The following is a 16,996-nucleotide window of genomic DNA, read 5'->3' as shown; positions in this document are numbered from 1 at the left end:
ACAACAATAATATCAGAATTTAAAAAGACTGTCGACCACTTTGTCAACAGTCTGTAAGTAGATTGTAAAATCTACTTTTTTTGTAGGCAAAGTTGCTATAAAATAGACATGGAGGAAAAAATTATGAAGATAGTAGATGAATATTTTGGATGTGATGTATTTGGCCCTTCCGCAATGCAAAAATATCTACCCCATGCCGTTTATCGTCAAATGATTGATGTAATGGAAAACGGTAAAGAACTCCCAAGTGAAATTGCAGATACCGTCGCTAATGCAATGAAAGACTGGGCAATGGATAAAGGTGCCACTCATTATACACATTGGTTCCAACCAATGACAGGAATAACTGCTGAAAAACACGATGCCTTTATAAATCCAACAGGGCCTAATTCGGTCATCAGCGATTTTAGAGGAAAAGAATTAATTAAAGGTGAACCCGATGCTTCTAGTTTCCCAAGTGGTGGATTAAGAGCCACGTTTGAAGCCAGAGGATATACTGCCTGGGACCCAACATCTTTCGCGTTTGTAAAAGAAAAAACATTATATGTACCAACTTTATTCTGTTCATATGATGGATCTGCGTTAGATAAAAAGACCCCTTTATTACGTTCTCTAGATGCCTTAAACAAAGCAGCTGTTCGTTTATATAACTTGATGGGATACAATATCACAAAAATAAACACAACCGTAGGACCCGAACAAGAATATTTCTTAATAGATGAAGAACTATATAAACAAAGATTTGATTTGATGGTAACAGGAAGAACTCTTTTTGGAGCAGCTCCAGTAAAAGGACAAGAATTAGATGACCATTATTTCGGAAATATTTCTCAACGTGTAAAAGCATACATGGAAGAAGTAGACGAAGAACTTTGGAAATTAGGTGTTTTTGCCAAAACGGAACACAAAGAAGTTGCTCCGTGTCAATTTGAATTGGCACCTGTATACTCTTCTACAAATATTGCCAATGATCAAAACCAAATCACAATGGAGGTTTTACAAAAAGTTGCCAAACAACACGGATTTGTATGTCTATTACACGAAAAACCGTTTGAAGGTGTCAATGGATCTGGTAAACACAACAACTGGTCTTTCTCTACTAATGATGGAGAAAACCTATTAGAACCAGGAAAAAATCCTAAAGATAATATTCGTTTTCTTATTACTTTAGCAGCCATCATTAAAGCCGTTGATGAATATCAAGATTTATTACGAATTAGCGTTGCTTCAGCTGGAAACGATCATCGATTAGGAGCCAATGAAGCACCACCAGCTATCATTTCAATTTACTTAGGAGATGAATTAACAGCTATTCTTGAAGCAATTGAAAAACAAGAAGAATATGAAGACAACATCGATCGTGAACTTGTATTAGGAGTTGATGTTTTACCTCCTATTCCAAAAGATACAACAGACCGAAATCGTACAAGTCCATTTGCGTTTACAGGAAATAAATTTGAATTCCGTATGTTAGGTTCTTCTTTAAACATCTCATGTCCTAACACAATTTTAAATACAATTGTTGCCGAAGAACTTAGTGAATTTGCTGATGAAATCGAAGCACATGATAAAGACAATGTAGATGCTTATGTAAATCATTTAATTCGTAAAACAATCCGTGAACATAAACGTATTATTTTCTCAGGAAATGGCTATTCAGAACAATGGCGTCAAGAAGCTTTAAATAGAGGTTTATTGGAATTAAAAACAACACCAGATGCCCTTGTTCATTATACAGATGACAAGAATATTAAATTGTTTGAAAAACATAAAGTTTATTCAGCATCTGAATTACAGGCACGTCAAAATATTCTATTAACTAACTATTATCAAGTTATCTTAATTGAAGCCAAAACAATGGTTTATATGCTTCGTAAACAAATTCTACCTTCTGTATTTAACTATGAAGCAAAACTAGCTACAATTATTCAAACAAAGAAAAATAGTGGTATTTCTTCTCCAATGGAAGTCAAAATGTTGAAAAACATTGATACTCCATTAGAAAAAGTAAGCAACCATGTAGATGAATTAGAAACAATGATAGAAAAATCATTTGAAGACGAACAAAAAGCAGCTCGATTCGCTGCTGATGAAATGCTTCCATTAATGGAAAAAATTCGTACTTTAACAGATGAAATTGAACGCAATGTTTCTAAAGAAGATTGGCCAATTCCAGATTATAATGAAATCTTATTTCAATCATGTGAATAGTACTTTTTTAAGTGCTATTCACTTTTTTAATTCACAATCCATTTAAAATAAATCATTGGCATAAAATTCACAATCGCATATCTAGGAATATAATAAATATCATCTTTTCTAGAACAATTATGAAATTGATTATAACTAAAAGCCATTTTTACTTTTCTATTTATTATAACTTCCCTTGCCTTTTCACTAGAAACACCATAAGGAAAAGCAAAATAAGTATAATCTACGATTCCAGTATCAAAATCTTGTTCAATTTCATTTTTTGTCATGGTTTCAATAACTTTGTTTTTGCCATCTTTGCGATGAAGATCAAACGAATGAGAATAAAATGAAACTGTCTCATCATTAATCAATTGATTCTCTTTAATATATTTTTCTTTTTCATCTAAAGCATGTTTTCCTATCACAAAACAAGTCGCATTAAATCCATATTTTTCTAATACCGGTTTAACTAAAGAAATAAATGATTCATATCCATCATCAAATGTTAAAACAATACTCTTTTCGTCAATTTCTAAAGTTCCTCGATAAAAATCATATAATTCATCCAATGACAATGTATGGAAATCATGTTCATATAAATACTTCATTTGTTCTTCAAAATCAGAAAGTGATAACGTATATCGACTATCAATTTTTGTTTCGTCACAAACAATATCATGATACCCTAAAATTGGAATAGACGGTTCATTGGGTATAAATAGTAAACAAACAATAAAACAAAAACAAATGCATCCAATTATTTTCTTTTTCATATTGTCTCATTATACAAATAAAAAAAAGCATAATCAACTTATGCCTTTATACAATCTACACATTCAATTTTAAGTAAATCAATTAATTCCATAGGACTCATTTCAATTTGAATTCCTATCTTACCACCAGAAAAAATAATGGAATCATATAACACACATTCTTCATACACAAAAGTTTTAAATGATTTCTTCATTGCCAAAGGAGAACAGCCACCACGAACATAACCTGTAATTTTGGTAATGTCTTTAACATGAATCATTTCAATCGATTTAACATTTGCCACTTTAGCACATTTCTTTAAATCCAGTTCTTTGTCTACTGGAATCATAAACACAAAAAACTCTTTTGTATTTGCTTGTGTTACCAATGTTTTATAGACCATTTCATATGGCTCATGCAACAAATCAGCTACTTGAACACCATCCACTGCTTCTTTTCCATGTGGATATTCATGAGTTGTATAACTAATATTATTTTGATCTAATATTCTCATCGCATTGGTTTTAATCATTTTTATTCTCCTCTAGTATTTTGTTAGCAACCTCAATTTTAGGAATAGAATTATCCATCGCAACTTTTTCAATGTAATGATGTGCTTTTTGTTCTGACCAATGATATTGTTCAATTAAAACAAGTTTAGCTTGCGTCACAACATGTTCATCTTTCATTTTTTTCTTTAACTTCTTTATTTCATTTTCAAGTACTTTCTTTTGCGAAATAAAAGTATTCATTAAACAAATTGTTTGATAAAGCATTTGGCGATTCGTTGGCATCGATACTACAAAAATAGAATCATCTTTTAATCGATAAGTTACTTGATCAAATATATCATTTTTTACAAGTAAAATCACGCCTACTGAAAATGAATGAACAATTTCTTGTGCAGATTTAATTCCAAATTCATCTTTTACAGGACATTGAATCAATAAATAATCGAAAATAATGGTTCTTAATTTCTTTTTTGCCTCTTGTATAGTTTCAACAACGCTCAATGAATATTCCATTGAAGGCATCAATTCCTTTAAAATAGGAAGTAATTTCGTTCCACTCGATACAATCAATACTTTTTTCTTATTGATCATGATGACCTCTATTTTAAATAAGCATCAATAATTTTTTTAGGAATGTATTTTCGAATGAAATCACTTTCACTAGCAACTGTACTTGCTTTTCGTATCGAAGATGGAATAGCTTTCAAATGTGATGTTGTATCTTCTTTTGCTTGATATAAATTTTCATCTACTTGTTCAGGAACTTGAAGCTTTCTTTCAATTCCATCTAAACCAGCATAAATAATCAAGGCAAAAGCCAAATACGGATTGCAATGTGGATCTGGTGTTCTTATTTCAAAACGATCTTTTCCGTTTTTTGTAGCCGGAATACGAATGGCCTGGGTACGATTGTGTTTTGACCAACTAATATATTTAGGAGCCTTTCGCTTTCCAATTCGTTCATAAGAACTTTCCGTTGAATTTAGAAATAAAGTCATTTCTTCTAAGTGTTCTAAAACACCTGCAATCACATTATATAAATAACTATTTCCATCACTCGCATCAATAGAAACATTGATATGAAGTCCATTCCCTGCTTCTTGTTTCAAAGGCTTTGGTCCAAAATCCGCATACAACCCACTGCTTTTTGATATAGCCTTAACAACCCACTTAAATGTTTGAGCATTATCAGCTGCTTGTAAGGCATCACTATAGCGAAAATCAATTTCATTTTGACCAGGACCTTCTTCATGATGACTTGCTTCCGGATGAATTCCCATATCCGCTAATGTGTAACAAATATCTCTTCGAACATCTTCTCCTTTATCCTCAGGAGATACATCCATGTATCCGCCTTGATCAAGGGGAATAAACGTATTATTTTCATTTTCATCAAGTTTAAATAAATAAAATTCAAATTCAGTTCCAAAATGGAATACAATTCCCTTTTCTTTTGCCGCTTGAATAGCTTGTTTTAAAATATAACGACAATCTCTTTCAAATGGTGTGTCATCAGGATTTTTAATTTGACATTCCATACGAAGAACTTGTCCTTCTAAAGAACGCCATGGCAATATACAACAAGTTTCAGGATCCGGATATAAAAATAAATCACTGTCTTGTTCATCTAAAAAACCAACAATAGCACTTCCATCAATGGAAATTCCTTCTTTAAAGGCTTTAGGTAGTTCTTCTGGTAAAATCGAAACATTTTTTTGTTTACCAAATACATCGCAAAAAGACAGTCGTATAAATTTCACATCTTCATCGTGAACAAAGTCTAATATCTCTCTATAGTTCATATTTATCCTCCAATGGTTTCTTTATACTCTTTTTTTACATTTCTTTCAATACTTTGAAAATAATTTCATTTATTGTTGACAATATCTTTAAAAAGACTAAAATGATTACATAAATAAAGGCAATGGTGCCAATCATACTTTTTTAAGTATGCACCATTGCCTCTTTTTTATCGAAAAGGAGAGCTATATGATGAAACAAACTGTACCTGAAATTTTTGGATCTAAAGTATTTAATCAAGCCGAAATGAAAAAAAGACTTCCGAAAGACACTTATAAAGAGTTAATGAAAACAATTGATGAAGGCAAACCATTAAATATTAAAATTGCCAACGCAGTTTCCCATGCGATGAAAGAATGGGCCCTTGAACAAGGAGCTACACATTATACACATTGGTTCCAACCAATGACAGGAGTAACTGCTGAAAAACATGACAGTTTCATCCATCCAACCGATGATGGAAATGTAGTAATGACATTTTCTGGAAAAGAATTAATTAAAGGTGAACCAGATGCTTCCTCTTTTCCAAATGGTGGATTAAGAGCAACCTTTGAAGCTCGTGGATATACCGCATGGGATCCTACATCTTATGCCTTTATTAAAGATAAAGTATTATGTATTCCCACTGCTTTCTGTTCTTATACAGGACATGCCCTAGATAAGAAAACACCATTGTTAAGATCAATGGAAGCTATCAATAAACAAGCCCTTCGTATTTTAAAATTATTTGGAAACGAAGATGCAGTATCAGTTAAAACAACAGTTGGACCTGAACAAGAATATTTCCTAGTTGATGAAAAATTCTATGAACAACGTAAAGATTTAATTTATACAGGACGTACATTATTTGGAGCCAATTCACCAAAAGGACAAGAAATGGAAGACCATTACTTTGGAACTATTAAATCTCGTGTACAAGAATTCATGGATGATTTAAATGTTGAATTATGGAAACTTGGTATTAGTGCTAAAACAGAACACAATGAAGTAGCTCCTGCACAACATGAATTAGCTCCTGTCTTCTCTACAACAAACATTGCCACAGACCATAACCAATTAACAATGGAATTGATGCAACGAATTGCCAAGAAACACGGACTTGTTTGTTTACTACATGAAAAACCATTTGAGGGTGTTAACGGATCTGGTAAACACAATAACTGGTCCCTATCAACAAATACAGGAATCAATTTACTTGAACCCGGTGATACACCACATGATAATGCACAATTCTTATTATTCTTATGTGCCGTTATTAAAGCTGTTGATGAACATCAAGATTTATTGAGATTATCTGTTGCTACAGCTGGAAACGACCATCGATTAGGAGCTAATGAAGCACCACCTGCTATTATTTCTATTTTCTTAGGAGATGAATTAACTGAAGTATTAGAAGCCATTGAAAATGATAGTGGATACGATGGCAAAGAAAAAGAATATATGCGAATCGGAGCCGATGTACTTCCTAAATTCCGTAAAGACTCAACCGATCGAAATCGTACAAGTCCATTTGCTTTTACGGGAAATAAATTTGAATTCCGTATGCCTGGTTCGAATTCATCTATTGCTGGATGCAACATTATCTTAAATACTGTAGTTGCCGATGAATTAGAAAAATTTGCTGATGTACTAGAAGTTGCTCCAGATTTTGAAAGTGCTTTGAATGCCTTAATCAAAGATACAATTAAAAATCATAAACGCATTATCTTTAATGGCAATGGATATGATGATTCATGGATTGAAGAAGCTGAAAAACGTGGTTTATTAAATCTTAAAACAACACCAGATGCTCTTCCTTATTTCGTCAAAGAAGAAAACATTGCTTTATTTGAAAAACAACACGTTTATTCTAAAGAAGAAATTGAGTCTCGATATGAAGTATTAATTGAAGAATATGTAAAAACAATCAACATTGAAGCAAGAACTATGTTGGATATGGCTAAAAAAGAGATCTTACCTGCCGTCACAAGTTATTCTAAGTCATTAGCCGATACAATTCTTTCTAAAAAATCTGTTTGTGATTCAATAAACACAACATATGAAACAGAAAACTTAAAACAAACAAGTGATCTATTAAATGAAGCCTTTAGTGCTGTTCATGAATTAGAGCAAGCCGTTAATGAAATGGATTCATTTGAAAGCTATGAACAAAAAGCTAATTTCGTAAAAGATGTATTACTTAGTAAAATGGATAGCTTAAGAAAACCTTGTGATTCACTTGAAGTCATTGTTGACGAGCAATATTGGCCATTCCCTACATATGGAAAATTATTGTTTGGAATTATGTAAAAATAAAATAACCGGCAGATTATCGTAATCTGTCGGTTTATCTTACTTATAGGAGGGATACATATGTGTACTATCATAGGATATAAAGGAACTGCTTTATCATTACAACAATTAGAAAAAGGATTTGAACAAACTCATTCACGTGGACCAGACGATCAAAGAATGATTCAAATCAAAGACATAACGCTTGGATTTCAACGACTAGCTATTATGGGCTTAACTCCAGAAGGAATGCAACCATTTGAATATAATGGAAACTATGTTGTTTGTAACGGTGAAATCTATGGTTTTAGAAAAACAAAAGATCAATTAATCAAACAGGGATATCAATTTAAAAGTGACAGCGACTGTGAAATTCTTCTTCCTTTGTATGAACAAAAAGGCGTAGAAATGTTTAAAGACCTAGATGCTGAGTTTGCTTGTATTATCTATGATAGAAAAAAAGATGAATTGATTGCAGCTCGTGATCCAATTGGCATTCGTCCCCTATATTATGGATACGACAAAGAACATAATATCGTATTTGCTTCTGAACCAAAAAACATTGTTGGACTTGTTGATAAAATTTATCCATTCCCTTGCGGTCATTATTATGCCAACGGAACCTTCACTTGTTATCGAGATATGACACAAACCAAAGAATACATTGAAGATGATTTAGAAACCGTTTGTCAAAACATACATGATTTACTTATTAAAGGAGTTGAAAAAAGACTGGATGCCGATGCTCCTGTTGGTTTCTTGCTAAGTGGTGGTCTGGATTCTTCTTTAGTTTGTGCAATAGCTCAAAATTTATCAAATAAACCCATTGAAACATTTGCCATTGGTATGGAAACTGATGCCATTGACTTAAAATATGCCAAAGAAGTGAGTGAATACATTGGTAGTAATCATCATGAAATCATTATAACTTCACAAGATGTTATTAGTTCTCTAAAACCCGTTATCAAAGCCTTAGCGACTTATGATATCACTACAATTCGTGCTTCCATTGGAATGTATTTAATTTGTAAAGCCATTCATGAACAAACAAATATAAGAGTGTTATTAACTGGTGAAATATCTGATGAATTATTTGGATATAAATATACAGACTTTGCTCCTGATGCTGCTTCATTCCAAGAAGAAAGTAAAAAACGTGTCCGTGAATTACATATGTATGATGTTTTACGTGCCGATCGTTGCATTAGCACTAATTCTCTAGAAGCTCGTGTTCCTTTTGGTGATTTAGATTTTGTGGAATATGTAATGGCAATTAATCCAGAAATGAAGTTAAATAAATATAATAAAGGAAAATATTTATTACGACACGCCTTTGCGAAGGATCACATTCTTCCTGAAAGTATATTAATGAGAGAAAAAGCAGCTTTTTCGGATGCTGTTGGTCACTCATTAGTCGATGATATTAAAGAATATGCTGAAGAATATTATTCTGATTCTGAATTTGAAGAAAAACGCCAAAAATATAGCCATGCCACTCCTTTCACAAAAGAATCTTTATTATATAGAGAAATATTTGAAAGTTTCTATCCAGAACAAAGCCAAATGATTGTTGATTTCTGGATGCCTAATAAAGAATGGGAAGGATGCAATGTCAATGATCCATCCGCTCGTTTTTTATCAAATTACGGAGACAGTGGAAAATAAATAGAAAGTAGGATTTTATATGAACGATTATACACAAATGGAACATGATGCATGTGGAATTGGAGCTGTTGTTCAAATCGATGGAACTCCATCATATGATGTCGTTGATCAAGCTTTACATATTGTTGAAAAACTAGAACACCGTGCTGGTAAAGATGCTACTGGTGAAGTTGGAGATGGGGTTGGTATTTTATTACAAATTTCACATTCTTTCTTTTCTAAAGTATGTAAAGAAGAAAATATTAAAATTGATGGTCAAAGAGAATATGGCGTGGGAATGTTTTTCTTTGATCAACGTTCTTTAAAACGAAACCAAGCCAAAAAATTATTTGAAACCATCACGCAAAAAGAAGGGGCCCAATTTTTAGGATGGCGTAGCGTTCCTTGTAATCCGGAAATCTTAGGAAAAGGAGCTCGTGATTGCATGCCTTATATCATGCAAGGTTTTATCAAAAAAGAAAGTAACCTATCAACAAAAGAGTTCGAACAACAACTCTATATCATTCGAAGAGAATTTGAAAAAAGTTGTCCTGACACATATGTTGCTTCCCTTTCAAGTAAAACCATCGTATATAAAGGAATGTTTTTAGTAAATCAATTACGTGAATTCTATAATGACTTACAAGATGAAGATTATCAATCAGCTATTGCGATTGTGCATTCTCGTTTCTCAACAAATACAACGCCTTCTTGGCAAAGAGCCCATCCAAATCGAATGATTGCTCACAATGGTGAAATTAATACCATTCGAGGAAATGCCAACCGTATGTTAGCACGAGAAGAAAGCATGGATTCTGAATTTTTATCAGAGGAATATACAAAAATTTTACCTGTTATCAATGCCAATGGATCGGACAGTGCTATGCTTGATAATTCTTTAGAATTTATGGTAATGAATGGTATGGACTTAGCCCAAGCCGTAATGATTACCATTCCTGAACCATGGAAACATACACCAATGTCCCAAACTAAAAAAGATTTTTATCACTATTACGCAACTATGTTAGAACCATGGGATGGTCCTGCTGCCATAATTTTCTCGGATGGAGATGTTGTAGGAGCGGTTTTAGATCGTAATGGTCTAAGACCTTCTCGATATTATATTACCGATGACAATCGTTTGATTTTATCAAGTGAAGTTGGTGTATTAGATATTGCTCCTGAAAAAATCATCAAAAAAGATCGTTTACGTCCTGGTAAAATGCTTTTAGTAGACACAATTCAAAAACGATTAATTGAAGACGATGAATTAAAAGAACATTATGCTCATCAAAATCCATATGGAGAATGGTTGGATACAAATTTAATTCATTTAAAAGATTTACCAGCCCCTGACAAAAAACCAACTATGCACACCAAAGAACAAAGAGACAAATTATACAAAGTATTTGGTTATACATACGAAGAATGTAAAAACATTATTTTACCAACTGCTAAGAATGGAGTCGAACCAACAGCTGCCATGGGAACCGATATCCCTATTGCAGTATTATCGAAACACCATCCATCTTTGTTCGAATATTTTAAACAATTATTTGCTCAAGTTACCAATCCACCAATTGATTCCCTTCGTGAACAAATTGTTACTGATACAACTGTTTACTTAGGATCCGATGGTAACTTACTAGAAGAGAAAGGTTCTAACTGTACGGTATTAGAAGTAAATAATCCTATTTTAACTGAACGAGATATGCAAAAGATTCGTTCTTTAAATAAAAAAGGATTTAACAATAAAACAATTTCATTGTTGTTTTATCGTGGAATGCCACTTAAAGATGCGATTCATAACTTATTTGTCAGTGTAGACCGTGCCTATCATGAAGGAGCTAATATTTTAATTTTAAGTGATAAAGGAATTGATGAAAGTCATGTTGCCATTCCTAGTTTATTAGCTGTTAGTGCAGTATCACAGCATTTGATCAAAACCAAAAAGAAAACAGCCGTTACTTTAATTGTTGAAAGCGGCGAGCCTCGAAATGTACATCATTTTGCGACTTTATTAGGATTTGGAGCCAATGCAGTTTATCCATATTTAGCACATGAAACAATTGAAGACATGATTCAAATTGACATGTTAGATAAAGAACCTTCAATTGCGATTAAAGATTACAATGAAGCTATCTTACATGGAATCGTTAAGATTGCTGCTAAAATGGGTATTTCCACTTTACAATCTTATCAAGATGCTCAGATTTTCGAAGCCATTGGTATTTCTAAAGAAGTCATTGATGATTACTTCACAAATACGGTTTCCAGAATTGGTGGAATTGGCTTAAAAGAAATTGAAGAAGATATTATTTTCCATCACGATCGTGCCTTTGATCCATTAGGACTTGGAACCGATACATCATTAGATAGTACCGGATATCATAAATTAAGAAGTGGTTTTGGTAAAGAAGATCATTTATATAATCCTAAGACAATTGTTACTTTACAAAGAGCAACTCAAACAAACGATTACAATTTATTTAAAGAATATACAAGTATGGTAAACGATGTCGACCGTCCTCATACAATTCGTTCCCAATTACACTTTAAGAAAGTAAATCCATCGATTCCAATTGATGAAGTCGAACCAGTAAGTGAAATTGTTAAGCGATTCAAAACAGGAGCTATGTCATATGGATCTATTTCTGAAGAAGCTCATACATGTATGGCAATTGCCATGAATCGTTTAGGTGGAAAATCAAATTCAGGTGAAGGTGGCGAAAAACGAGAACGTTTAGGCACTGAAAAAAATAGCGCCATTAAACAAGTGGCATCGGGTCGTTTTGGTGTTACAAGTGAATATTTAGTTAGTGCAAAAGAAATTCAAATTAAAATGGCCCAAGGCGCAAAACCAGGTGAAGGTGGACATTTACCAGGAAGAAAAGTCTATCCATGGATTGCCAAAACACGTTATTCAACACCAGGAGTATCACTAATATCACCTCCTCCTCATCATGATATTTATTCAATTGAGGATTTAGCTCAATTAATTTATGATTTAAAAAATTCCAATCGAGATGCCCGAATCTCTGTAAAATTAGTTTCTGAAGCTGGTGTAGGAACCATTGCTGCCGGGGTCGCAAAAGCTGGAGCAACTGTTGTTCTTATTTCTGGATACGATGGTGGAACGGGTGCAGCTCCACAAAGTTCCATTCACCATGCTGGATTGCCATGGGAATTAGGACTGGCCGAAACACATAAAACTTTAATTGAAAATGGTTTAAGATCTCATGTCATTATTGAAACCGATGGTAAATTAATGAGCGGACGTGATGTAGCCGTTGCTTGTATGTTAGGTGCTGAAGAATTTGGTTTTGCCACTGCCCCACTTATCACTATGGGATGTGAAATGATGCGTGTATGTAACTTAGATACATGTCCATTTGGTATTGCCACACAAAACGAGGAATTAAGAAAACGTTTCAGAGGTAAACCTGAATATGTTATGAACTTTATGATTTTCATTGCTCAAGAACTACGTGAAATCATGGCTGAATTAGGTTTCCATACTGTTGATGAAATGGTTGGTCGTTCTGATTGCTTAACAATCCGTGAAAATCAAACACAAAGAGAAAAAGAAATTGATTTATCTTATGTATTGAATGATGGCAATAATATTCACCATGTAAAAGATGACGAATATGATTTCCATTTAGAAAAGACAATTGATGTTTCCGTTCTTTTACCAAAATTTAAACCTTATTTCAAGAAACAGAAACACCATGAAGAAACGATTGAAATTAGTTCAACAGATCGAACTGTAGGAACGATTCTAGGATCCGAAATCACTAAACAATGTGGTGTAGACGTAAAAGAAGATACATTTGTCGTTCATTGTAATGGTGGAGCCGGTCAATCTTTTGGTTCATTCATTCCATCTGGATTGACACTTGATGTAAAAGGTGATGCCAATGATTATTTTGGAAAAGGTTTATCAGGTGGAAAATTAATTATTGCCCCTCCTGAACAATCTTCATTTAAAGCCGAAGAAAACGTAATTATTGGTAATGTCGCTTTATATGGAGCAACAAGCGGAAAAGCCTTCATTAGAGGAATTGCAGGGGAACGTTTCTGTGTTCGTAACTCCGGAGCAACTGCTGTGGTTGAAGGATGCGGAGATCATGGTTTGGAATATATGACCGGTGGATTAGCTGTTATCTTAGGAAAAACTGGTAAAAACTTTGCCGCTGGAATGAGTGGTGGAATTGCTTATGTATTAGATAGAGACCATGATTTATATAAACGAATTAATAAAGAGATGGTAAGCATTGAAACCGTTGAAGGTAAAACAGATCAAGAAACACTTCATGATTTACTTGAAGAACATTACAAATATACAAACTCAGCTATTGCCAAAGCTATTTTAGATAACTTTAATGACGAATTATCAAATTTCAAGAAAATCATTCCAAATGATTATCGTAAAATTAAAGATTCCATTAAAGAATTAGAAGATAAAGGCTTCCATACAGATGAAGCTGAATTAATGGCATTTAAAGATGCATTTAATTAGGAGGGATACTATGGGAAAGCCAACTGGATTTTTAGAATATGATCGTAAAGAAAACAATTGTATTGATTGTGAACAACGATTAAAAAACTATAATGAATTTCATTTATATTTAGATGAAACACAAAGAAAAGAACAAGCGGCACGCTGCATGAATTGTGGCGTTCCCTTTTGCCAAAGTGCAATTGAATTAAAAGGAAAAGTAACAGGTTGCCCTTTACATAACTTAATCCCTGAATGGAATGATGAAATATATAATGGCAATTACCAAAATGCCCTATCTCGTTTATTAAAGACAAATCCCTTTCCAGAGTTTACATCTCGTGTATGCCCTGCTCTATGTGAAAAAGCCTGTCTAAACGGTATATATGATGAACCTGTTACTATTCATGACAATGAGTACTTTATTATTGAAACAGCTTATAAAAATGGATGGATGAAACCATGTCCTCCTGCAATTCGGTCTGATAAAAAAGTAGCTGTCATTGGTAGTGGTCCTTCAGGTCTAGCGGTTGCCTATACATTAAATAAACGAGGACATAATGTCACAGTATACGAAAGAGAAAATCGTGCGGGTGGTTTATTAATGTATGGAATTCCTAATATGAAATTAGAAAAACAATATGTTTTACGACGCATAGAATTGCTTGAACAAGAAGGAATTCAATTTAAATTTAATGTAAATGTTGGAGTAGATATTACTTCAGAACAATTAGAACAAGAATACGATGCGATTGTACTTTGTTGTGGTTCTAAACAAGCACGAGATATTAATGTAGAAAATCGAAATGTGGATGGTGTATATTTTGCTGTCGATTATTTAACACAATCAACTAAAAATCAATTAGATCATACTCCATACATCGATGCCAATAATAAAAATGTCATCATAGTCGGTGGTGGAGATACAGGAAATGACTGTGTAGGAACTTGCTTACGACAACATGCCAAGTCTGTTATTCAAATTGAAATGATGCCTCAACCTCCTTTAAAACGTCTTGATTCAAATCCATGGCCAGAATGGCCTAATGTTTGTAAAACAGATTATGGGCAACAAGAAGCTATTCATACTTTTGGTAGGGATCCTCGTATCTATGAAACAACTTTAACAGAATTAATTTCTGAAGATAATCACATTACAGCTGTAAAAACCACAAAAATTCGTTTTGACAAAGGAAAAATGACTCCTATTGAAGGTAGTGAACAAGTTTTACCATGTGATTTATTATTGATTGCAGCTGGTTTTACAGGCGTTGAATCATATGTTAAAGATGCTTTTGAACTCGAAACCACACCACGTAATACTGTTAAAACAGAAAAAGATCATTATCAAACAAATAACGAAAATATATTTGTAGCCGGTGATATTCATCGTGGTCAATCTCTTGTTGTATGGGCAATCAGTGAAGGAAAAAACTGTGCTCGAGAAGTCGATGAATATTTGATGGAATATACAAATATGGACTAGGAATTATCATTGATAATTCCTCTTTTTTTTATTAAAATTATCCTATGAAAAAAATCTTAATTATCTTTTTATCTTTTTTATTGTCCGGATGTTCTTTATTATCTAATATTCAATATTCTATAGACTCCAAAAAACAAGAACAATATATCGAAAATATCATTGATCATAATACGAAACTAGATTATCAAAACCATTATTTTTTAAAACAATTAAGTGATATCGATTTAGCTTTTGTGATTAAAGTATATGAAGGAATGATGAACTTTGATGAAACGATTGAAATCAATTTACCTTTTTCTTCTCAAAATCGACCACTTGAACTTTTAGAATTACTCCAAGATGAATGCCCTGAATTATATCAATTCACAACAAATGGTTCTAATAATAATGTAGTTTGTAATTGGATTTTAAATAGAAAAGAACTTGTCAGCATCGAAATGTCTTACTTAATGTCTAAAGAAGAATACAATGATTCTTTAGACATAATAAACACTGAAATTCAAAACATTGAAGAAATCGTAAAAGATTATAGTGATTTTGATAAAGAAATGTATGCATATAATTATATTGTGGATCATTGTCAATATAATGAAAAAACAAATCATTATTCATCTCCTTATGGAGTATTCATTGAATCACAAGCAGCGTGTTTAGGAATCGCTCGTACTATGCAATGGATTATGAACGAATGTGGAATTGAGTGTATGACCATTGGTGGTTACACTGAGCACAAACAAAGCGGACACGCATGGAATATTATCAAGTTAGATAATGAATACTATAGTGTGGATCCAACTAGTGATACCAATCGATTAGATGATGACAAATATAAAATGTATTTATATTTTAATGTAACAGATAATGAAATACGTAATAATTATACCCTTCAATCATGTTTAAAAAATGTTCCTGAAACAACAGGAACAAAATATAATTATTTTACTTATACAAATCATTTCGTCAGTGAAAATGAAGATGCGCAAACAAAAATTAATGCACTATTAACACAAAGTTATTTTAATAACCAAAAAGAATGTTCTATCAAAATTGAAAATAAAGATGTTTACGATACCATTGTAAACAATGTTTCAAGTATTTATAATAATTGGTTATTATCGTGTTCATTATCATTTATTCCTTGTAGTTTTGCGAACTCTGATGAATATCAAGTGATTTATTTTCAGTTTCAATATTAAGTAAATAAAATTTTTCATAAATGCGAATAAAGAAATTTTGTTTATTATTCTTTATATAACGGACTAAAAATACAGTCATAATGATGCCACCTACAAAGGCACACATCATATCGGTCATGGAATCATATACACCGGTTGCTTTATTACGAATGCAGTCATTATTAAAGAATACAAGCATCAAGAATTCAAAGAATTCCCATAATAGTGCAACAGCTAAATTTAATGCATTCACGAATAAAAGATAGATTTTATAATCTTCTTTATCTATTGGTTTTTTAGTGTGTTTGATAGCGCTAAATAGTAAAGCAGCAATCAAGGTCATAAACAGCCCAGAAAAGAAATGTACAATTTTATCAAAATAAGGTACTTTATATCCTGCAAAACAACTTCCTAATAAAGATGCGAAAAACACAAAAAGAATATTTAAACTATATATTTCATAAACTGGTTTAAAATGAAATATTTTAAATAAAACAGGAATAATTATTGGAGTAAATATAGCCACGACTTCCATACCAATTCCTTCCCAATCTTGAATTTGAATATTATGAACCATGCCATAAATCCAAAAACAAATATAAACAAACACGAATCCTCTATAAATCTTTTTACTATTCATTGTTATTCCCCTTTTTTAGAC

Annotated in this window: 11 protein-coding genes; 6 read left to right on the top strand and 5 right to left on the bottom strand. The window is 32.6% G+C overall.

Going from position 1 to position 16,996, the window contains the following annotated elements; genetic code table 11:
• Positions 1-123 precede the first annotated feature (123 nt).
• Positions 124-2,211 carry a glutamine synthetase III family protein gene (locus tag ACI313_RS06045; protein ID WP_439755549.1) on the top strand — a complete coding sequence of 696 codons (2,088 nt, stop codon included), beginning with the start codon at positions 124-126 and terminating at the stop codon, positions 2,209-2,211.
• A gap of 26 nt (positions 2,212-2,237) precedes the next feature.
• On the opposite strand, the gene ACI313_RS06040 is transcribed toward ACI313_RS06045, so the two are convergent.
• From ACI313_RS06040 to ACI313_RS06025, 4 genes are read right to left on the bottom strand one after another with little or no spacing between them, the layout of a single operon-like run.
• Positions 2,238-2,966 carry a polysaccharide deacetylase family protein gene (locus ACI313_RS06040; protein ID WP_439755548.1) on the bottom strand — a complete coding sequence of 243 codons (729 nt, stop codon included), beginning with the start codon at positions 2,964-2,966 and terminating at the stop codon, positions 2,238-2,240.
• A 38-nt stretch (positions 2,967-3,004) separates the two neighbouring features.
• Entirely contained in the window at positions 3,005-3,478 is a 474-nt protein-coding gene (gene ybaK / locus ACI313_RS06035) for a Cys-tRNA(Pro) deacylase (protein ID WP_407066617.1), read from the bottom strand.
• Entirely contained in the window at positions 3,471-4,049 is a 579-nt protein-coding gene (locus tag ACI313_RS06030) for an ANTAR domain-containing response regulator (RefSeq protein ID WP_320608692.1), read from the bottom strand. Before ACI313_RS06030 ends, ybaK begins: the two co-directional genes overlap by 8 nt.
• 8 nt (positions 4,050-4,057) lie before the next feature.
• Positions 4,058-5,260, bottom strand: a complete 1,203-nt coding sequence (locus tag ACI313_RS06025) for a glutamine synthetase family protein (RefSeq protein ID WP_320608691.1) — start codon at positions 5,258-5,260, stop codon at positions 4,058-4,060.
• 190 nt (positions 5,261-5,450) lie between these two features.
• Between ACI313_RS06025 and ACI313_RS06020 the strand changes: the two genes are divergently transcribed.
• From ACI313_RS06020 to ACI313_RS06000, 5 genes are all read left to right on the top strand, one after another.
• Positions 5,451-7,547 carry a glutamine synthetase III family protein gene (locus ACI313_RS06020; protein WP_320608696.1) on the top strand — a complete coding sequence of 699 codons (2,097 nt, stop codon included), beginning with the start codon at positions 5,451-5,453 and terminating at the stop codon, positions 7,545-7,547.
• 63 nt (positions 7,548-7,610) lie between these two features.
• The gene (gene asnB / locus ACI313_RS06015; protein WP_320608690.1) at positions 7,611-9,194 is read left to right on the top strand and encodes an asparagine synthase B; all 1,584 of its coding nucleotides are present in this window, start codon (positions 7,611-7,613) and stop codon (positions 9,192-9,194) included.
• 19 nt (positions 9,195-9,213) lie between these two features.
• On the top strand, positions 9,214-13,695 hold the full coding sequence (gene gltB / locus ACI313_RS06010; protein WP_320608689.1) for a glutamate synthase large subunit: 4,482 nt from the start codon (positions 9,214-9,216) through the stop codon (positions 13,693-13,695).
• A 10-nt stretch (positions 13,696-13,705) separates the two neighbouring features.
• Positions 13,706-15,160 carry a glutamate synthase subunit beta gene (locus ACI313_RS06005; protein WP_320608688.1) on the top strand — a complete coding sequence of 485 codons (1,455 nt, stop codon included), beginning with the start codon at positions 13,706-13,708 and terminating at the stop codon, positions 15,158-15,160.
• Positions 15,161-15,204: 44 nt separating this feature from the next.
• Positions 15,205-16,356 (top strand): transglutaminase domain-containing protein, encoded by a 1,152-nt coding sequence (locus tag ACI313_RS06000; RefSeq protein WP_439755547.1) that lies wholly within the window; start codon positions 15,205-15,207, stop codon positions 16,354-16,356.
• Here the strand turns inward: ACI313_RS06000 and ACI313_RS05995 are convergent.
• On the bottom strand, positions 16,292-16,975 hold the full coding sequence (locus tag ACI313_RS05995; RefSeq protein WP_320608686.1) for a DUF2238 domain-containing protein: 684 nt from the start codon (positions 16,973-16,975) through the stop codon (positions 16,292-16,294). The two genes, ACI313_RS06000 and ACI313_RS05995, sit on opposite strands and share 65 nt — an antisense overlap.
• Between the last annotated feature and the right edge of the window lie 21 nt (positions 16,976-16,996).

Source organism: Floccifex sp., assembly GCF_051873495.1.
Lineage (GTDB): Bacteria > Bacillota_I > Bacilli_A > Erysipelotrichales > Erysipelotrichaceae > Floccifex.
Note: the sequence above shows the minus strand (reverse complement) of the source record. Positions and strands in the feature narration are given on the sequence as shown.